This is a genomic window from Mesorhizobium humile, assembly GCF_033977215.1.
GTDB classification, from domain to species: Bacteria; Pseudomonadota; Alphaproteobacteria; order Rhizobiales; family Rhizobiaceae; genus Mesorhizobium; species Mesorhizobium humile.
Window position 1 is genome coordinate 30,821 of sequence record NZ_JAVIIV010000007.1, and the last position, 17,512, is coordinate 48,332.

A 17,512-nucleotide genomic window follows, 5' to 3' on the forward strand; every position below is an offset into this window, starting at 1 on the left:
ATGGCGCGTTCGTTGCTCTGAAACAAACATAGCGCTGTCTTGCCTTGCGCGACGAAACCGCAGCTCGACGTGAGATTTGAAGCTGCAGCCAGCCTGCCTTGGCATTTTGCGATGGATCAAAGCTCGACGTTTCTTCGCCGTATAGATCGAGGACGTCCGGTCTTGACACCGACCGGTCATGAACCGGTGGCAGCGTCGATGCGTTGTGCTTTCAGCCGGATCGGTTTCAAACCAGCGAAGGAGTCGGAAATGAACGAGCGTTCCAGCACCAACCGCTTGTCCGCCCAGGAACTGCATGACATCGATGCCTATTGGCGTGCAGCCAACTACCTGACCATCGGACAGATTTACCTGCTCGACAATCCGCTGCTTCGTGAGCCGCTTCGGCTGGAGCATGTCAAGTCAAGGCTGCTTGGGCATTGGGGAACGTCCCCGGGGCTCAGCTTCATCTACGCGCATCTCAACCGCGCAATCAGACAGCGCGATGCCAATGTCATCTATGTCTGCGGTCCTGGTCATGGGGGCCCGGCGATGGTTGCCAATACCTACCTCGAGGGCACTTACAGCGAGATCAATCCGGACGTCGCGCCGGGCGATGCCGGAATGAAGAAGCTCTTCCGGCAGTTCTCGTTTCCGGGCGGAATCCCAAGCCATGCCGCGCCCGATGTGCCCGGCTCGATCCATGAAGGCGGCGAACTCGGTTACGCGCTGTCGCATGCCTATGGCGCGGCCTTCGACAACCCGGACCTTATCGTCGCCTGCGTCGTCGGCGACGGCGAGGCGGAGACCGGCCCGCTCGCCACGTCCTGGCATTCCAACAAGTTCCTCAACCCGGCGCTTGACGGCGCGGTGCTGCCGATCCTCCACCTCAACGGCTACAAGATCGCCAATCCCACAATTCTGGCTCGCATCCCCGAGGAAGAGCTGCGCGCGCTGTTCGTCGGCTACGGCTACGAGCCGCTGTTTGTCGAGGGTGATGATCCGGCCCTGATGCATGAGCGGATGGCGGTCGTGCTCGACGATGTGCTCGACCGCATCAAGGCTATACAGGACGCCGCTCGCAGCGGCGCGAAGACCGCGCAGCCGCGGCCGAAATGGCCGATGATCGTGCTACGAAGCCCGAAGGGCTGGACCGGTCCCAAGGAGGTCGACGGGCTGAAGACCGAGGGGTTCTGGCGCGCCCACCAGGTTCCGCTCTCCGGCCTCGCTGAAAACCCTGCGCATCTGAGGATGCTCGAGGAGTGGATGAGAAGTTACCGGCCCGAAGAGCTTTTCGATGCCTCCGGCGCGCCTGTGGCTTCGATCCGCTCCACCGTGCCGCAAGGTGATAGGCGCATGAGCGCCAATCCGCATGCCAATGGCGGCCTGCTGCGCCGGTCTCTCGAGTTGCCCGGCCTGCATGAGCACGCCGTCCCGGTCGAGCGGCCCGGCGGCGTCAAGGCGGAGTCTACTCGGGTGATGGGCAGCTTCCTGCGCGACGTCATAACGTTGAACCGGGCCAGCAGGAACTTCCGCATCGTCGGGCCCGACGAGACGGCTTCGAACCGGTGGCAGGATGTCTTCGAGGTGACGGAGCGCGCCTGGATGGAGGAAATCCTTCCGGAGGACGTCCACCTGGCGCGGAAAGGCAGGGTTCTGGAAATTCTGTCCGAGCATACGTGCCAGGGTTGGCTGGAAGGTTACCTGCTTACCGGGCGCCACGGCTTCTTCTCCTGCTACGAGGCCTTCACGCACATTGTCGATTCCATGTTCAACCAGCATGCGAAATGGTTGGACGCCTGCCGCAAGCTCGCTTGGCGGCGACCGATCGCTTCGCTGAACTATCTGTTGTCCAGCCATGTCTGGCAGCAGGAGCACAATGGCTTCAGCCATCAGGATCCAGGCTTCATCGACGTCGCGCTGAACAAGAAAGCGGATGTCGTGCGCGTCTATCTGCCGGCCGATGCCAACAGCCTGCTTTGCGTGACCGATCATGTGCTTAAGACATGGAACCGCATCAACGTCATCGTCGCCGGCAAAGCCAATTCCTGGCAGTGGCTCTCCATGGAAGAGGCGAAAGTCCACTGCAACGCCGGCATCGGCATATGGGAGTGGGCGTCGACCGACGGTGGGGCCGAACCGGATGTGGTGATGGCCTGCGCCGGCGACGTGCCGACGCTCGAGACGCTGGCCGCCGTCCAGATTCTGAAACACCACATTCCCGAGCTCAAGATTCGCGTGGTGAACGTCGTCGACCTGATGACCCTGCAGCCAAAGGAACACCATCCGCACGGCCTGTCGGATCGTGAGTTCGATGCGTTGTTCACCAGTAACAAGCCCGTCATCTTCGCCTACCACGGCTATCCATGGACCATCCATCGCCTGACCTACCGGCGGACCAATCACGACAACATCCATGTCCGCGGTTACAATGAGGAAGGGACGACGACGACGCCGTTCGACATGACCGTTCTGAATGGGCTCGATCGCTACCATCTCGTGCTCGGCGTGCTCGACCGCATCCCCGAGCCGGCCGGCGCGCACATCCACCTGAGACAGGCCATGGAAGGCAAGCTGATCGAACACGCAGCCTATATCCGCAAGCATGGGCAGGACATGCCCGAGATTCTCGGTTGGAAGTGGGAGCAGTAGTCGATGACGAAGTGCCGGGCTGAGAGGATCGCGCTTGCAAAAACGGCTGGGACCGGCCGGCCATGACAGATGCAATTCTCGTTCTCAATGGCGGCTCATCAAGCCTGAAGTTCGCCGTCTTCCAATGGCGCGACGAGCTCCATCTGCTGGTGCGTGGCAGCGTCTCGTCAATCGGCGAGCGGCCCCGGCTTCACGTCGCGCCTACGGCAATGACGCCGCCGTTCGACAGGAGCCTTGGCGAACAGCCGATCTCCATCGGCAAGGCGTTCGAAGCCGTTGCGTCCTATCTTGCGGACCGCGACCTCCTGCGCCGGGTGCGTCGGGTCGGGCATCGCATCGTGCATGGCGGCCGGGAGTTTGCCCGCGCAACGCTGCTCGACCAGCGCACGCTCGGTGCCTTACGCAGGCTCGAGCCGCTCGCCCCGATTCATCAAGCGATCAACCTGGAGCTCGTCGACCTGGCCAGCCGCCTCTTGCCCGGCACCACGCAGCTCGGTTGCTTCGATACGGCCTTCCACGCGGCGCAGCCCGAGCACGCAAGACTGTATGGCCTGCCGCATGAGATGGCGGAGCAAGGCATCATCTCCTACGGTTTCCATGGGCTCTCCTACAGCCATATCGCCAGCGAGCTGCACAACCGTTACGGCGCCACCGCCGGTGGCCGAACGATCGTTGCCCATCTCGGCAGCGGCGCAAGCCTGTGCGCGATGAAGGCAGGCGTAAGCCACGCCACCACCATGGGTTTCTCGACGCTTGACGGCCTCGTCATGAGCACGCGTTGCGGGGCGATCGATCCCGGGGTCCTCCTGCACCTTCTGCAGGACCGGAAGGTGTCCTCGGACGAACTTGCCGACTTGCTCTATCAGCGATCTGGTCTGCTGGGGGTATCCGGCATCTCGGGAAACATGCAGACACTGCTTGCATCGGAAGACCCGGCGGCGATGCGCGCCGTCGCTCTCTTCGTCTATCGTGTTGGGCGCGAGATCGGATCGCTTGCCGCGGCGATAGGCGGGCTCGACACCCTCGTGTTTACGGCGGGCATCGGCGAGCATGCGCCCGCGGTCCGGCAGAGCATCTGCCAAGCCACGGGATGGCTGGGCGTCGCGCTCGACAAGGAGTTGAACGCGCATGGCGAAGAACTGATCAGCGCCCCCGACTCCCTGGTCGACGTGCTTGTCATTCCCGCCGACGAGGAACGTGCGGTGGCCGCTGAGTTGCTCGGCTTCGAAGGCAAAGACTAAAATGATATCGCCCGGAAATGCGCGTCGCTCCCGGGCGATATCATCAAAACGCGTTGGAGCAGTTCAGCGTTTGATAGAACCGCTGAACTTCTCTAACTCTTTGTTTTTACGCAATTCCGGTCGGAAAACCGCCGCGCGCTTTTTCTGGAATTTGCTCTAGCCTGGCAACTTGGCGCCGAGCTTCCGCTGAACCAGGACGAGGGTCGGGTCATCGGGATCCGTCGTGACGATGAAGCCCATCTCGCGCTCGAGTTCGATCGCTGCGCGGTTTTCGCGGCTCTCGATCGATTCGATGGTCTCGATGCCATGATCGTCGGCATAACGCGCGACATAACCGAGAAATTCCCAGCTGACGCCGAGATGCTTGCGATCCTCGCGGATGCAGATGGCGACTTCGCCACGCCGGTCGGCCGGGTCCGCGGCGAGGGTCGCCACCGCAATCAGCATTCCGTCGGTGGAGAAGGCGAGAAAATTATGGACGTGCGGATCGTCGGAGCGGGTCATTGCGACCAGCCGCTCATGCGAGACCTCCTTCACGGCCCCGAGGAAGCGGAAGCGCAGGTCCTCGGGCGTCACGTGCGTGAAGAATTCGGCGACGATCGGCTCATCATCGAGGCGTGCACGACGCACTTCAAAGCGAAATCCAGTGTGGGTAGTAAGCGTGGTTTTCATTGTCGCCCCTTTCAGGATTGATGCGCGGGAATCGGCGCGAATGGCCTCATTCCCCCATAGCCAGCAGCGTATCGCGCTTGAGAATTTCGATGCTGCGCAGGCTGAGCAGGCGAATTACGCCTTTCTCCTTCAGGCGGGTGAGGACACGCGACACGGTTTCGATGGTGAGGCCGAGATAGTCGCCGATGTCGTTTCGCGACATCGGCAATTCCACCTGCTGCAGCCCGCCCTGACGCTCCGACATTTCGACGAGGAATGCCGCGACGCGCTCGATGGCGTTCTGGCGGCCAAGCACCAGAAGATGTTCCTGCGCTCGGGTCAGGCCCTTGAGCGCGAGAGGCAGGAGCTGGCGCGACATGTCCGTGCCCGATGGAGCGCGAAATACCCGGACACCGGTTGCGTTGATGGCTTCAGCGAAGAAGTGGTGAGTGGCGTCGGACTCGAAACCGAACGTTTCTCCCGCCAAATGGAATGCGCTGATCTGCCGGCGGCCGTCGGCGAGCAACCGGTAGATGCGGACCGCGCCGAATTCGACCTGGTAGAGGGCGCCCGCCTTCTCGCCCTGGGCGTAAATTTCGGCGCCTGCCGGGAAGAAGCTAACCGGCGTTGCCGGTCCTTCGAAGAAGGGCGCAGGGTTCTGGGGAAGATAGGACGGCAGTTCGATCTTGGCGGAGGCTTGAGCGTACATGGCTGTGGTCCCGGTGAATTCGTGACAACAGAAATCGCGCAAATCCCGCCACGCCGAAATTCGGTTATGTCCCTACGGGAAACTACCTAGAGCCGAACCCGAAAGCATCCGATCGATCCAGGCCTCGCCGTGCGTGTCGCGCACTATGCGATTGACCGCGATCAAGGTCGGCGCGAATTGGCTGGCCGATTATCCGGTCGGAACCATCCATCCAAGGGAATATGGCCATGACCTCCGATGCCGTTGAAATCTAGGCTGGGATACTCGGCCTCGCCTATCTTGCCGCCTTAGGCCTTTATTTCGAAATGCTTTCCGCTCGGAAGCGCAGTCACGTTGCAGCGAGCCATGGCTTCGGTCGCCACGCGCGGTCGCAGGCGGTAAAGAGCAGGCAACAGCAATAGAACCGTTCCACGTCAGGCAGTGTCTTTCCGAGTTTGTTGCCGGGCGCGGCAAGACTCCGTCCCAATCATTTCCGGACCGTGGTGTGTCATGAAGGCAATGGTGCTGGAGAGGCTCGGCACTCCTTTGAAGGCTATCGATCGCCCCGATCCTACGCCGAGACCGGGCGAAATAAGGCTCAGGGTCGAAGCCTGCGCCGTCTGCCGGACCGACCTGCATGTCGTCGACGGCGATCTGCCGCGGCCGAAGTTGCCGCTTGTCCCCGGCCACGAAATCGTCGGTATCGTGGACCTGGTGGGCGAGGGCGTGTCACGATCTCGGCTTGGCCAGAGAGTAGGCGTCCCTTGGCTGGGACATACTTGCGGGCACTGCCCTTATTGCGTCGCCGGCGCAGAGAACCTTTGCGATCTGCCTCTGTTCACCGGCTACACGCGAGATGGCGGCTTCGCCAGTCATGTGGTTGCCGACGAGCGCTTCGCCTTCGATCTCGATGCCACGGCGGATCCAGTGTCGCTGGCGCCGCTCCTGTGCGCAGGGCTGATCGGCTGGCGCTGCCTCAAGAAGGCGGGCGGCGGCAGGCGGCTAGGGATCTACGGCTTCGGCGCCGCGGCGCATATCATCACACAGGTAGCGGTCTGGCAGGGGCGCCAGATCTTCGCCTTCACCCGGCCTGGCGATGTTCAGGCACAGGAATTTGCGCGCTCGTTGGGCGTTGCCTGGGCCGGAGCGTCCCATGAACTGCCTGCCGCCGAGCTTGACGCGGCGATCATTTTCGCACCGGTCGGCGACCTGGTGCCAGCGGCGTTGCGGGCTGTACGCAAAGGTGGCCGTGTGGTCTGCGGCGGTATCCATATGAGCGACATCCCGCCGATGCCCTACCGACTTCTCTGGGAAGAACGAGAGTTGGTTTCAGTCGCCAATCTTACTCGCCGTGACGCGGAGGAGTTCTTTCCGATAGCAAAGCGCGCTCAGGTGCGCACGCACACAAAGGTCTATCCGCTGGAGCAGGCCAACCAGGCGCTGGACGATTTGCGCATGGGCAGGCTGAGCGGCGCCGCGGTTCTGGTGCCGTGACACCGCCGATGAGTTGGCGTCTGCCAGTTTGATTTGGCGCAAGGACATAGGGCGACGGCGCGAGCAATATTCATCGGAAATATAACGCTTGCGCTGTCACGCTGATGGAGGATCACTATGAATACCATTTCCAAGCTGGGAATTGGCACCGCCATGCTCATCGCCGCCAGTACCGGTTCTCTCTGGGCGGCTTCGCTTGTCCAGGTCTCCCTTTGGGACAAAGGGGCGAGTACGGAGATGCCGATGGGCCTTGCCTATGCAGCGCCAGGACTGGACATGACAAAAGCCACCATGGGCATGAAGGTTTCCCCTGGTGCGGTGAAAGCGGGAAAGGTCACCTTCAAGGTGAAGAACGATTCCAATGATACCGTTCACGAAATGATCGTGATGTTTCTTGCCGATCCGAAGAAGCCCCTTCCTTACATCGATGCGGAGAACCGGGTCGACGAAGACAAGGCTGGCGACAAGGGCGAGGTTTCGGAGCTGGATCCTGGCAAATCCGGTTCGTTGACCGTTGATCTGAAGGCAGGCAAATACCTGCTGGTCTGTAACGTGCCAGGCCACTACGGCGCCGGCATGTGGGCCGAATTTACAGTCAAACCATAGGCTCGTGGCTCTCGGTTGGCTCCGGCGTTTGTCAGCCGGAGCCAGCACTCCTGATTGCCCTCACGATTGTTCCGGTTAACGGCCTCAAAGCCCCCGCTCACCGAGCACACGCATCTGCCCGATCCACTTCGCCCGTTTCGCCTCGCTGGCGTTCGCGACCGCGCCGAACAAGGTTTCCCTCACCGGCCTAATCCCGACAAAGTTGAGAATGCCGCGGCGAACGCCGGCTATTCCGTGGCTGAGGAACCAGATCCTGTAGACGGTCGCGGGCATCCCCATCGTCACCACGAGCCGAGCTGAGCGGCCGCGTAGCAGAGATTTGGCGAAACCTTCGCCCTTGGCAGCGTAGGCGAACGCCGTTCCCGGTCGCATCACCTGCTCGAGGAACGCTTTGAGCAGAGCCGGCACAGTGCCCAGCCAACGCGGGAAGACAAAAACGAAATGCTCCGCCCAGACGACCGCCTCGGTGGCTTCCTTAAGACTGTCGGGGATCGCTCCGTGCTCGAATTCCTGCATCGTCCGAAGGAGCGGAATGTCCAGCAATGCCAGATCGATCTTGCGCACGATATGACCAGCGCGTTCAGCGCCTTCGGCGTATGCGGAAGCCAAGGCCCGGCCGAGCCGCTCCGGAGACGGATCGGGGTGGCCGATGACGATCAGGATACGGCGTTGCACCACCTGGCTACCACCAACCGAAGGACTGCTAAGGCCGTTCCACGCGGGCGACCTGGTAAGTGTGCATGGAACCGTTGCGAGCGATCGAGACGTACTCTCCGGTCACGAAGCGTTCCTCGCCGAGGTGAAAGCCGACCTCGTCGTCGCGGTCGCCCTCGGCATAGTCAAAATACCATTGCCCGCCAGGTTTGCGGCGCAAGCGGCCGATGAGATCGTCTTCACCCGTACGGAACCGACGGACACGACAGAAACCCTTGTGCGATTTCCATTCGTCGGCATTCAACCGTCCCTCATCGGTAAGCGGGGCCAGTACGTCGTAGCCTTCCTCGCGCTCGCCCTCCGGATGGCCCTTTTCGCGAGCCAGAAGCAAGCGAATGGTCCTGAAGTTCGGGGTAAGATCCTGCAAAGTGGTCATGGCATCTCCTTTACGCAATTCCTATCGCAGCGCCCGGACGCCACCTTGACTAGGATCAAACGGGCCTCGGTTGTCGGTTAAGAGCTCAGTTGCCAGCCGGAATGTGGTTGCGGACCCAATTGACAATCTGGCTGGTGCCCATCGCGCCCGAGATACGGGCGACCTCATGCTGATGGTGAAAAAGGATCAGGGTGGGGATGCCGCGAATACCCAGCCTCGCCGCGATGGCTTGCTCCTTGTCGGAATTCAGCTTGATCAGCCGCATATGAGGCTCCAGAGCCTTTGCGGCGGCTTCATAGGCGGGCGCCATCATCTTGCAGGGGCCGCACCATGGAGCCCAGACGTCGACGACGACAGGCAGACTGCCGCGACCGATCTGACGATCGAAGTTTGCCGCGTCGACATCCTGCGGTAGTCCGGAAAACAGCAGAGCGCCGCACTTTCCGCATTTGGCGTCGGCACCGTTGCGGCTGAACGGCAGGCGATTGACCACGCCGCATTTGGTGCAAACCACCAGGTTCTCCTGCGTCATGACCTTTCAGTGCTCCTATTTTCGACTGTGATCCAAACGTCCCTCGCCAAGCGCACGCAGCGCATTGAGGATCACTGCGACGTCGATACCCTCTTGAAGCAATGCGCCTGCCACGGGCGTCAAATGCCCCATGGCGGCCGCGATCATCGCCGCGCCTGAGAGCGCCAGTCCGACGATGATGCTCTGCAGGGCGATCGCGCGCGTGCGCGTGGCGATCCGCAGTGCCTCCACAACTGGCCGCAGGCTATCCGTCAGCACGACAACATCGGCGGCTTCCGATGAAGCCGTACCGCCTCGGGCTCCCAACGCGATGCCAACGGTTGCCGCGGCGAGCGCAGGAGCATCGTTGATGCCGTCGCCGACCATCATGGTCGGCGCCGTCGCTTTCTCGGCCTCGACCGTTCCGACCTTGTCTGCAGGCGTGGCATCGGCAAATACGGCGTCGAGTTTGAGCGAAGCGGAAACCTTTTCGGCGGCCCTGCCATCGTCGCCGGTGAGCATGACTATCCGGGTGACGCCTGCCGAACGCAAAGCGCGAACTGTGTCGACAGCATCCTCGCGTACGGCGTCTCCGAATGTAAGAATACCTGCTAGCCGGTCATCGATAGTCAGAAACACCCTCAGCACTTGTGCGTCAAGATACCGGTTCTCTCCACTTTCCGCCCATCTAGGCAGTGGCTCGTTCCCAAGAACGAGCTGCCTTGATCCGGCCGCGACCGACATGTGATCAACCTGACCCTTGAGACCTTCTCCACGATGTTCGCGGACATCACGAGGCTGGGAGAGCATCAGCGTTTTATGGCGGGCGATGCGGACAATCGAATCCGCAAGAACATGATGCGAGGCCAGTTCGAGCGAGGCCAGCAGCCGCAGCAACTCATCGGCTTGCCTGCCCGGAGCGACCTCGATCTCGAGCAGTTCGGCGCCGCCGAGCGTCAAGGTCCCGGTCTTGTCGAAGATTGCGGTGCGTATCTGGGCCAGCGCCTCCAGTGCCGCGCTGCCCTTCATGAGGATGCCGGCGCGCGCAGCGCGTGATACGCCGCCGATGAATGCGACGGGAGCCGCGAGGATCAGCGGACAGGGCGTCGCGACCACCAAAACCGCCAGGGCGCGGATCGGATCTTCAGAAAGATACCAGGCGATGCCAGCGAGCAGCAGCGTGATCGGAAGCAGCAGCAGCGCGAAGCGATCAGCAATGCGGATGAACGGGGCTTTGGCCGTTTGCGCGGCCGCGACCATGCGCACGATCGCGGCATAGGTGCTGTTGTCGGCGATAGCCGAGGCCCGCATGACAAAGGCCTCGCCGGCGTTGACTGTGCCGCTGCGCAAAGCGTCGCCGGCGCCGCGACGCTTCGGCAGGGGCTCGCCGGTGACGGTCGATTCATCCAACACGGCTGAAGCGTCGATCAGGATCCCGTCGACCGGCAGCAATTCGCCGGCGCGGACCAGAAGCTCGTCGCCGACCGCCACTTGCTCGATCGGAACCGTCTCGGTGCTCTGGGCGGATGTACGATGCGCCACGCGCGGTGCCCTGTCGGTCAGCGCTCTGAGATTGCGTTCCGCCCTGCCGCGCGCAAAGTCTTCCAGCACCGTGCCGCCGGCATACATGATCGCGACAACCACGGCCGCCAAAGCCTGCCCAAGCAGCAGTGCCGCCGACATCGAAACCAGCGCGATCGCATCGACGCCGATCCGGCCGATCCAGAAATCCCGCAGGATGGAGACGGCAAGCGTCGCTAAGACAGGCAAGGTTGCCGCCGTCCAGATTGCATCGGGCGAGGCGATGTCGATACCATTTCGCCAAACACCCAGCCCAAGTGCCAAGCCGAGGACGGCTATGATCATCAACGCACGCCGCAGCACGGATTCGTTCATGGCGGTCGTCAAAGTTCGCCGATCATTTCGTGTAGCAACAGCCCGACGTCCTTTGCCATGGCGGCAAGTTGCGGGTTGTCGATCGCTCCCATCGCTGCTATCGGATCGACAGCCGCTACCTCGACCTGTCCGGGGGCGATCTCGGTCACAATGACATTGCAAGGCAGCATGGCGCCGATCTTGTCCTCGGCTTGTAGCGCTCGCCATGCAAAATGCGGATTGCAGGCGCCGAGGATCATGTATGGCTTGAAGTCCACGCCCAGCTTGACCTTCATGGTTTGCTGGACATCGATCCTCGTCAGGATGCCGAAGCCCTTGCCTGCAAGCTTCTTGGTGACATGTTCGATCGCCGCGTCGAACGGCATGTCGAGGCTTTTGCTGAAATAGTAGCTCATCTGCTTCTCCTTCGACTGCGATCCTCGTCAGCAGAGACGGTTTGGGACAGCGTCGCCGTAGCTAACCGCCAGGGGCCGGATGACGCTTTGATCCAGCGCAATGATTGCCCGGCGCCTTCGGTGAATGTGGCGGCAGGGAGTTTTCCAGAATGACAATCCGAAATCTTGAGTACGCGGTCTCACCGAAATCCGTCGCTGTCGTCGGCGCCAGCGAGCGCGTTGGCTCGGTCGGTCGCGTTATCTTCGACAACATCGTCAGCGGCGGATTCGAGGGGGAAATCTGGCCGGTTAATCCCAAATACTCGCAGGTGGTCGGCCATCAATGCTATGGGAGGATTGCCGATTTGCCGGGCGTTCCCGATCTGGCCGTGATCGTGACACCTCCAGAAACCGTTCCCGGCATCGTGCCAGACTTGGCTGGGAAGGGGACCCGCGCCGCGGTCGTCATCACCGCGGGGCTTAATCACAAAAACGGTCTGCGCCAGGCGATGCTCGAAGCGGCCAAACCCTCGCTCATGCGCATCATCGGACCGAATACGGTCGGGCTGATGATCCCTCCAGCCAAACTCAACGCGAGTTTTGCCCACATGGCGGCTCGACCCGGGAACATTGCCCTGATTTCGCAGTCAGGTGCGATTGCTACGTCCCTGATCGATTGGGCGGCTGAAAACGATGTCGGCTTTTCGAGGATCATGTCCCTGGGCGACATGGCCGATGTCGACGTCGGCGACTGCCTCGACATGTTGGCAGGCGATTTTCACACACGAGCCATCGTGATGTATCTCGAAACCATACCTAATCCGCGCAAGTTCATGTCGGCGGCTCGGGCGGCGGCGCGGCTCAAGCCGGTCATCGCGATCAAGCCTGGCCGCCACGAACAAGCAGCCAGGGCGGCGGCGACCCATACCGGCGCGCTTTCGGGCGCGGACAGGGTGGTGGACGCCGCCTTGCGCAGGGCAGGGGTGCTGCGTGTGGATGACCTGGCCGAATTGTTCGATGCCGCTGAAACGATCGCACGGTATTCTCCGCTCGAGCGAGCGCGCGTCGGCATCGTCACCAATGGCGGCGGCGCAGGCGTCCTCGCGGTCGACAAGCTGATCGATCGTGGAGGTGAGTTGGCCGCGCTTGCGCCATCGACGATAGAGCAGCTCAACCGCGTGCTGCCGTCGACCTGGTCGCATGCAAACCCCGTCGACATTGTGGGTGACGCCGCCCCGGCACGATATGGGAAAGCGCTCGAGGCCATCGCGGCAGATCCGGAAACGGATGTCATCCTTGTCATGAATTGCCCGACGGGGCTCGGTTCCTCGTCCGACGCCGCCAGGAAGGTGGCAGAGCTTGGGGATGGAGGCGAGATCGGAAGCAAACCCCTCCTGGCGTGCTGGCTCGGCGAGCGCACCGCGAACGAAGGCAGGCGCATCCTCACGGAAGCCGGCATTGCGAGCTTCGAAACGCCGGAGGATGCGGCGATCGCCGCATCCTATCTCAGCGAATGGTCGCGAGCCCAGCGGGCGCTCCTGCGTACGCCCGCGAGCCGGGCTGAAGACCAGGCTGCCGGCAAGGCATCGGCGCTTGCCATCTTCCGGCAGGTGGCCAGCGAAGGGCGGCGCATGCTGACGGAGCCGGAAGCAAAAGCGGCAATTGCCGCTTACGGCATCGCTGTGCCGAGAACCATTGTTGCAGAATCTGTCTCTGAAGTGGCGCAGGCAGCCGGCCAGCTTCTCGAAAACTCCGAAAGGGTGGTCGTCAAATTGCTGTCGAAGGTGGTCTCACACAAGTCGGACGTCGGCGGCGTAGTCCTCGACATTGCGACCGCCGACCAGGCCGCAGAGGCCGCCCTGTCGATCGCGAGACGCCTGCGCACGCAGTCGCCAGGGACGAAGGTGGACGGCTACACCGTGCAAGCCATGGTCGTGCGCAAGCATGCACAGGAACTCATCTTGGGCGTGAACCTGGACCCGATGTTTGGCCCGGTCATTCTGTTCGGCGCCGGCGGCACAGCGGTCGAGATTGTGAACGATACCGCGATCGCCCTGCCGCCGCTTGACGACGTGCTGGCCGGAGACGTGATCGACGCGACCAGAATAAGCCGCCTGCTTATCGGCTATCGCGATCGCAGGCCAGCCAATCGAGGCGCGATTGTCGCCGCGCTGAACGGCCTGTCGCAAATGATCGTCGACTTCCCTTGCCTGGTTTCCCTCGACATTAACCCGCTGCTGGCCGACGCCGAAGGCGCGATTGCGCTCGATGCCCGCATCGAAATCGACCCCCGACGGGTGGATGAACCGGCGCCGAACCCGGCGCTCGCCATAAGGCCCTGTCCGTCGGGATGGAGCCGCGATCTTCTGGCGGATGGTATGACCTTTCACATCCGGCCAATCATCCCGGCGGATGTAGCGCTTTACCCTGCTTTCCTGGCAAAGATTTCACCCGACGACCTGAGGTTGCGGTTCCTGTCACTGCGGAAGAACTTCCCGGACCAGATGCTGAAGCGGCTCACCCAGCTGGACTACGATCGCGACATCGCCTTTGTCGCGCTTGAAAAGGACACGGGAGCGCTGGCGGGAATCGGTCGGCTTTCCTGCGATCCCGATCACAGAAGCGGCGAATATGCGCTGCTGGTACGATCGGACCTGCAGGGCCATGGCCTGGGATGGGGTCTGCTGAAGCAGGTCATCGACTATGCAAGAGTTGAGCGCGTCGATCGCATCGAGGGCACAATCCTCAACGAAAACCGCAAGATGCTCACAATGTGCCGGGAGTTTGGATTCTCGATCGCCCACCACCCCGACGAGCCGGGTCTGTCCGTAGCAACCCTGGAGATCAGTTATGTTCCGGTCAGCTCTAAGATCCCGTCTTCCTGAGGCTGGCTACGGATGAGGCGGTGCCCTCAACCAAGGCCATCATCTCCGCGGTGATTTGGCCCACCTTACGGTCCGCCTCGATCTTGTGCCAGGTCAACGGACCGGCATTACGCTGTAATTGGCGCGACAGGATATCGACCGTGGCATCGGAGGGGCCGCCCTTGCGCTCGCTGACCCGGCGCCAAAGTACCGACGGATCGGCAACCAGCCAAAATCCCGCAAACGGGACATTCGCCTCACTCGAGGCGCGCTCGATCCTGTCGCGGTCCTCCGGTTTGTCGAATACGGCGTCGGCGACGGCGGAGCCGCCTTCGGCAAGGATCAACTGCGCGAGCCAGGCGATCTGGCGATAGACGCGTTCGGACACGCCGGGACGGTAGGCCTTGTCCGGCAGCTTGGTCTCGGCAGGGACGCCATGCATGGCCTTGCGGATGCGATCGCTCTCGACGATCCGCGCACCGGGCGGCGCTCCGATTTGGGTAGCGATCGCTTCGGCTATCGTCGTCTTGCCCGAGCCGCTCAAACCGCCGATTGCAACGAGCCGAGGCGGCGTTTCGGTCAGCAGGGCTTGCGCGAGTTGGAAATAGGATCGCGCTTCGGCAATCAGCTTTGCAGAGTCCTGGCTGCCCTCCTCGACCTGCGTCGCTGTCACGTGAGCGCGCACCGCCGCCCGCACCGCCATGAAGAACGGCAGCAGGATGAAGCCGTCTTCGTCATCGGCGTCGTCGAGATAGCGATTCATCATCAGGTTGGCGAATTGTGGAAAACCGCGATGCCATAGATCCACCAGCAGGAATGCGAGATCGTAGAGGACATCGACGGTAGCGATCTGATCATTGAACTCGATGCAATCGAACAGGCGAGGCTCGCCATCGAAGACGCAGATGTTGCGCAGATGCAAGTCGCCATGGCAGCGGCGGACCCGGCCTGACGCCTCGCGCCGGTCAAGCAGGCTGGCATGGCGGGCGAGGGCGTCGCGAAACGCCGCGGTGAGCGTTTCGATTTCCTGTCCATCGAACACGTGGCTTGTCGCAAAGCCGGCAGAATTGATTTCAAGCACGCCGCCGATATTCGCCGACCCGCTGCCGGCATGGATCACGTCGGCACTGCGGTGGTATTGCGCAATCATGCGCGCCACGCCCCTCATCAGTGCGGCTGTCAACTTCCCCGCGGCAGCCATGCGATCGAGGAGGTTCGATTGATTGAAGCGAACCATCTCAATAACGGCGTCAACCAGTTCGCCCGATCCATTCAAGGCAAGCCTGTCTCCTGCGCGTGTGATGCGGTGGACATCGAGATAGAGACCGGGCGCCGTTCTTGAGTTCAACTCCACTTCCTTTTCGCACGCCATGAGCCGCAACTGCGGCGTCGAAAAGTCGACATAGGGCAGCTTGACCGCCCGCTTCGTCTTGAATGCGCGTTGGCCGACAAGGAATATCCGGGAAATGTGGGTTTCGATCGCCTCGACGGGACCAGCCTCGCCATAGGTGGCGGGGTCCTTCAGCATGTCGATCACGACGTCTTGGTTCTGAACGATCATCGCATGCGCCTTGACTTTGGTTGCATCGTCCTTCGGCTTGCCTGCTAGCGCTGAAGCGTCTGGACGTAACCTGCGAGGTTTTGAATGCGTTCCGTGGTTACGGCCTCCCCGCCATAGGGCCCGTACTTCTTCACATCGTCAGGCAGGAACTGATTGCCCCAGACCGGCATGTCGCGCTCGCCATGCTCGGGCACGAGGCCGCGGCCGTCGATCGTCGCGTAGACCCGCCAGTAGGGAAATTCACCGCCATTGCGCGTTGTCAGCGTCGTCAAATTCGCCGGGCGCTTCCGCAATACGTCGGCCATTGGTCCGTCGCCCCTGCCGTCCACGCCGTGGCACACGGCGCAGGAGTTCAGATATTCCTGCTCTCCATTGCTCATCTGCTGTGCCGCCGCGGCGCTCAGCGTCAGCGCCAAGAAACCCATCGTCGTCCCGAATCTCATTTGATCCGCCTCCAACCATCAGGTCAGGCTAAGGCCTGTCGCGCGCGCATACGTTGACCGGGATCAAACTTGAGAAGCGATCGGTTTGATTCAGCGCAAGGACGGTTTCCGACCACCTGGCTACGGCTACGTCCTCCATCAAGCTTCCCGGACAAGGAGACGCCGCCATGCCATTCAAGACATTGCTCACGGTTACAGGGGCCAATCAGGGAGACGATGATCTGAAGCTCGCCACGGGCCTGTGCGAAGAAATCAATGCCCATCTCTCGGTGCTTGTTCTGGTGATCGCGGCGCCTCCCTCTGGCGGAGCATATGCCGAGGTGGTTTCGCCGGTTTGGCTCGCGGAGCGAGAAGCCGAAATGGAAATGCTTCAGAAGCGGAATTCGGCTGTCTCCAAAATGCTGTCGGCTAGCCCGGTATCGACGGACCTAAGTGATGACTACCCGGACCATGCCTGGGCAGATGAGGTCGTTGGCCGGCGCGCGCGTTACGCCGATATAACCGTCCTTGGCCCAGACTTGCTAGCGAGCCAGACGCTCAAGGAGAAAGTCATCGAAGGCGCGCTGTTTTCGTCTGGGAAGCCAATTCTGCTCGTCCCCAAAGGAGCGTCCGCGACGTTGAAACCCAAACGCGTCCTCGTCGCATGGGACGCCAGCCTGGAAGCGTCGCGCGCCGTGCGAGAAGCGCTCGACATCCTTTCAGGTGCCGAGGAGGTGCGGATCGTCATGGTCGACCCGTGCCGAGGAGGTGCGGATCGTCATGGTCGACCCGATCGAGGACGAACGGCACCATGGCGCGGAACCCGGGGCGGACGTGGCAACCTACCTGTCCCGCCATGCCGTGAAAGTCGCGGTGGATCGTCTGCCAAGTTCGAACCGTTCCATCGCCGAGGTTCTTCGCCAGCACGCCGTTGACACTGGCGCCGAGCTCATGGTCATGGGCGCCTACGGCCATTCCCGGCTGCGGGAGAGGATTTTCGGCGGCGTGACCAGGTCTGTGATCGAGGGCCCAAGGCTTCCGGTTCTTATGGCTCGTTGAAAAGATTCTTCACCAGAACCGGTGAGTTCTCCCGGGCGGATTCGTCGTTCGAAAACCGCCTCGGGTGTTGAGCCGACGACCCTGGTGTGTATCCCCGGGCCAGTTGCCCCTTCGCATCCGAGCAGCAGGACCCGGCTCGACGTGTCGAGCCCTCGCGGCCAGGCCCAGCAGCATGCCAACAGCTCTGCCAGGATGTGCCTTGAGGGCGCGCCGGGTCAAGGGCGCATCGGCAATTCAATTGGTCTTCAGCGGACCCGCCCGGTTTTCGGCGATCCACCTTGCAGCCAGCACCAGCGCTCCCATGCTGAAATCCTTGCCATGCTTGGCCACCATCTCTTGCGACAACTTGGCAAGGCGTTCGAAAAATTCATCCTTGCTCTTTTCCTCTGCAGTGAGCTCGGTTTGCATTCCATCCTCCTGTTGT

15 protein-coding genes and 1 pseudogene are annotated in these 17,512 nt (G+C 61.9%); 6 read left to right on the forward strand and 10 right to left on the reverse strand.

Annotated elements, in window-relative coordinates; translation table 11 throughout:
* The first annotated feature begins 249 nt into the window (after positions 1 to 249).
* Together RFM52_RS12890 and RFM52_RS12895 are read left to right on the forward strand one after the other, a co-directional pair.
* Positions 250 to 2,631 (forward strand): phosphoketolase family protein, encoded by a 2,382-nt coding sequence (locus tag RFM52_RS12890; protein WP_320297206.1) that lies wholly within the window; start codon positions 250 to 252, stop codon positions 2,629 to 2,631.
* Between the two features lie 62 nt (positions 2,632 to 2,693).
* Positions 2,694 to 3,872, forward strand: a complete 1,179-nt coding sequence (locus tag RFM52_RS12895; RefSeq protein WP_320297205.1) for an acetate/propionate family kinase — start codon at positions 2,694 to 2,696, stop codon at positions 3,870 to 3,872.
* A gap of 156 nt (positions 3,873 to 4,028) precedes the next feature.
* Here the strand turns inward: RFM52_RS12895 and RFM52_RS12900 are convergent, their stop codons facing one another.
* Complete coding sequence (locus RFM52_RS12900; protein ID WP_430699277.1) at positions 4,029 to 4,544, reverse strand: GNAT family N-acetyltransferase; 516 nt, start codon at positions 4,542 to 4,544, stop codon at positions 4,029 to 4,031.
* A 46-nt stretch (positions 4,545 to 4,590) separates the two neighbouring features.
* Entirely contained in the window at positions 4,591 to 5,232 is a 642-nt protein-coding gene (locus RFM52_RS12905) for a helix-turn-helix domain-containing protein (protein WP_320297203.1), read from the reverse strand.
* 489 nt (positions 5,233 to 5,721) lie between these two features.
* Between RFM52_RS12905 and RFM52_RS12910 the strand changes: the two genes are divergently transcribed.
* Together RFM52_RS12910 and RFM52_RS12915 are read left to right on the forward strand one after the other, a co-directional pair.
* A complete protein-coding gene (locus RFM52_RS12910; protein WP_320297202.1) occupies positions 5,722 to 6,705 on the forward strand; it encodes a zinc-dependent alcohol dehydrogenase family protein in 984 nt (327 codons plus the stop codon).
* 117 nt (positions 6,706 to 6,822) lie between these two features.
* On the forward strand, positions 6,823 to 7,311 hold the full coding sequence (locus RFM52_RS12915) for a plastocyanin/azurin family copper-binding protein (RefSeq protein WP_320297201.1): 489 nt from the start codon (positions 6,823 to 6,825) through the stop codon (positions 7,309 to 7,311).
* Positions 7,312 to 7,395: 84 nt separating this feature from the next.
* Here the strand turns inward: RFM52_RS12915 and RFM52_RS12920 are convergent, their stop codons facing one another.
* From RFM52_RS12920 to RFM52_RS12940, 5 genes are all read right to left on the reverse strand, one after another.
* Positions 7,396 to 7,986 (reverse strand): NAD(P)H-dependent oxidoreductase, encoded by a 591-nt coding sequence (locus tag RFM52_RS12920; RefSeq protein WP_320297200.1) that lies wholly within the window; start codon positions 7,984 to 7,986, stop codon positions 7,396 to 7,398.
* Between the two features lie 28 nt (positions 7,987 to 8,014).
* Positions 8,015 to 8,401: a hypothetical protein gene (locus RFM52_RS12925; protein WP_320297199.1), complete on the reverse strand. Its 387-nt coding sequence runs from the start codon at positions 8,399 to 8,401 to the stop codon at positions 8,015 to 8,017.
* An 85-nt stretch (positions 8,402 to 8,486) separates the two neighbouring features.
* Positions 8,487 to 8,933 (reverse strand): thioredoxin TrxC, encoded by a 447-nt coding sequence (trxC, locus tag RFM52_RS12930; RefSeq protein ID WP_320297198.1) that lies wholly within the window; start codon positions 8,931 to 8,933, stop codon positions 8,487 to 8,489.
* Between the two features lie 15 nt (positions 8,934 to 8,948).
* Positions 8,949 to 10,808 (reverse strand): heavy metal translocating P-type ATPase, encoded by a 1,860-nt coding sequence (locus RFM52_RS12935; RefSeq protein ID WP_320297197.1) that lies wholly within the window; start codon positions 10,806 to 10,808, stop codon positions 8,949 to 8,951.
* A gap of 8 nt (positions 10,809 to 10,816) precedes the next feature.
* Positions 10,817 to 11,203, reverse strand: a complete 387-nt coding sequence (locus tag RFM52_RS12940) for a DUF302 domain-containing protein (protein ID WP_320297196.1) — start codon at positions 11,201 to 11,203, stop codon at positions 10,817 to 10,819.
* 149 nt (positions 11,204 to 11,352) lie between these two features.
* On the opposite strand from RFM52_RS12940, the gene RFM52_RS12945 reads away from it, so the two are divergent.
* Positions 11,353 to 14,067, forward strand: a complete 2,715-nt coding sequence (locus RFM52_RS12945) for a bifunctional acetate--CoA ligase family protein/GNAT family N-acetyltransferase (protein ID WP_320297195.1) — start codon at positions 11,353 to 11,355, stop codon at positions 14,065 to 14,067.
* On the opposite strand, the gene RFM52_RS12950 is transcribed toward RFM52_RS12945, so the two are convergent.
* Positions 14,048 to 15,607 (reverse strand): bifunctional aminoglycoside phosphotransferase/ATP-binding protein, encoded by a 1,560-nt coding sequence (locus RFM52_RS12950; protein WP_320297194.1) that lies wholly within the window; start codon positions 15,605 to 15,607, stop codon positions 14,048 to 14,050. The genes RFM52_RS12945 and RFM52_RS12950 overlap by 20 nt on opposite strands.
* Before the next feature lie 44 nt (positions 15,608 to 15,651).
* Positions 15,652 to 16,032, reverse strand: a complete 381-nt coding sequence (locus RFM52_RS12955) for a c-type cytochrome (protein WP_320297246.1) — start codon at positions 16,030 to 16,032, stop codon at positions 15,652 to 15,654.
* A 185-nt stretch (positions 16,033 to 16,217) separates the two neighbouring features.
* Between RFM52_RS12955 and RFM52_RS12960 the strand changes: the two are divergent.
* A pseudogene (locus RFM52_RS12960) lies at positions 16,218 to 17,088 on the forward strand (universal stress protein).
* A gap of 234 nt (positions 17,089 to 17,322) precedes the next feature.
* Here the strand turns inward: RFM52_RS12960 and RFM52_RS12970 are convergent.
* Positions 17,323 to 17,496 carry a hypothetical protein gene (locus RFM52_RS12970; RefSeq protein ID WP_320297193.1) on the reverse strand — a complete coding sequence of 58 codons (174 nt, stop codon included), beginning with the start codon at positions 17,494 to 17,496 and terminating at the stop codon, positions 17,323 to 17,325.
* Positions 17,497 to 17,512 lie beyond the last annotated feature (16 nt).

Coding starts and splice junctions, on each gene's coding strand:
- RFM52_RS12925 (WP_320297199.1), bottom strand. CDS start 8,401: ATGACCACTTTGCAGGATCTTACCCCGAACTTCAGGACCATTCGCTTG.
- RFM52_RS12910 (WP_320297202.1), top strand. CDS start 5,722: ATGAAGGCAATGGTGCTGGAGAGGCTCGGCACTCCTTTGAAGGCTATC.
- RFM52_RS12935 (WP_320297197.1), bottom strand. CDS start 10,808: ATGAACGAATCCGTGCTGCGGCGTGCGTTGATGATCATAGCCGTCCTC.
- RFM52_RS12915 (WP_320297201.1), top strand. CDS start 6,823: ATGAATACCATTTCCAAGCTGGGAATTGGCACCGCCATGCTCATCGCC.
- trxC (WP_320297198.1), bottom strand. CDS start 8,933: ATGACGCAGGAGAACCTGGTGGTTTGCACCAAATGCGGCGTGGTCAAT.
- RFM52_RS12955 (WP_320297246.1), bottom strand. CDS start 16,032: ATGGGTTTCTTGGCGCTGACGCTGAGCGCCGCGGCGGCACAGCAGATG.
- RFM52_RS12895 (WP_320297205.1), top strand. CDS start 2,694: ATGACAGATGCAATTCTCGTTCTCAATGGCGGCTCATCAAGCCTGAAG.
- RFM52_RS12940 (WP_320297196.1), bottom strand. CDS start 11,203: ATGAGCTACTATTTCAGCAAAAGCCTCGACATGCCGTTCGACGCGGCG.
- RFM52_RS12970 (WP_320297193.1), bottom strand. CDS start 17,496: ATGCAAACCGAGCTCACTGCAGAGGAAAAGAGCAAGGATGAATTTTTC.
- RFM52_RS12900 (WP_430699277.1), bottom strand. CDS start 4,544: ATGAAAACCACGCTTACTACCCACACTGGATTTCGCTTTGAAGTGCGT.
- RFM52_RS12945 (WP_320297195.1), top strand. CDS start 11,353: ATGACAATCCGAAATCTTGAGTACGCGGTCTCACCGAAATCCGTCGCT.
- RFM52_RS12890 (WP_320297206.1), top strand. CDS start 250: ATGAACGAGCGTTCCAGCACCAACCGCTTGTCCGCCCAGGAACTGCAT.
- RFM52_RS12950 (WP_320297194.1), bottom strand. CDS start 15,607: ATGATCGTTCAGAACCAAGACGTCGTGATCGACATGCTGAAGGACCCC.
- RFM52_RS12905 (WP_320297203.1), bottom strand. CDS start 5,232: ATGTACGCTCAAGCCTCCGCCAAGATCGAACTGCCGTCCTATCTTCCC.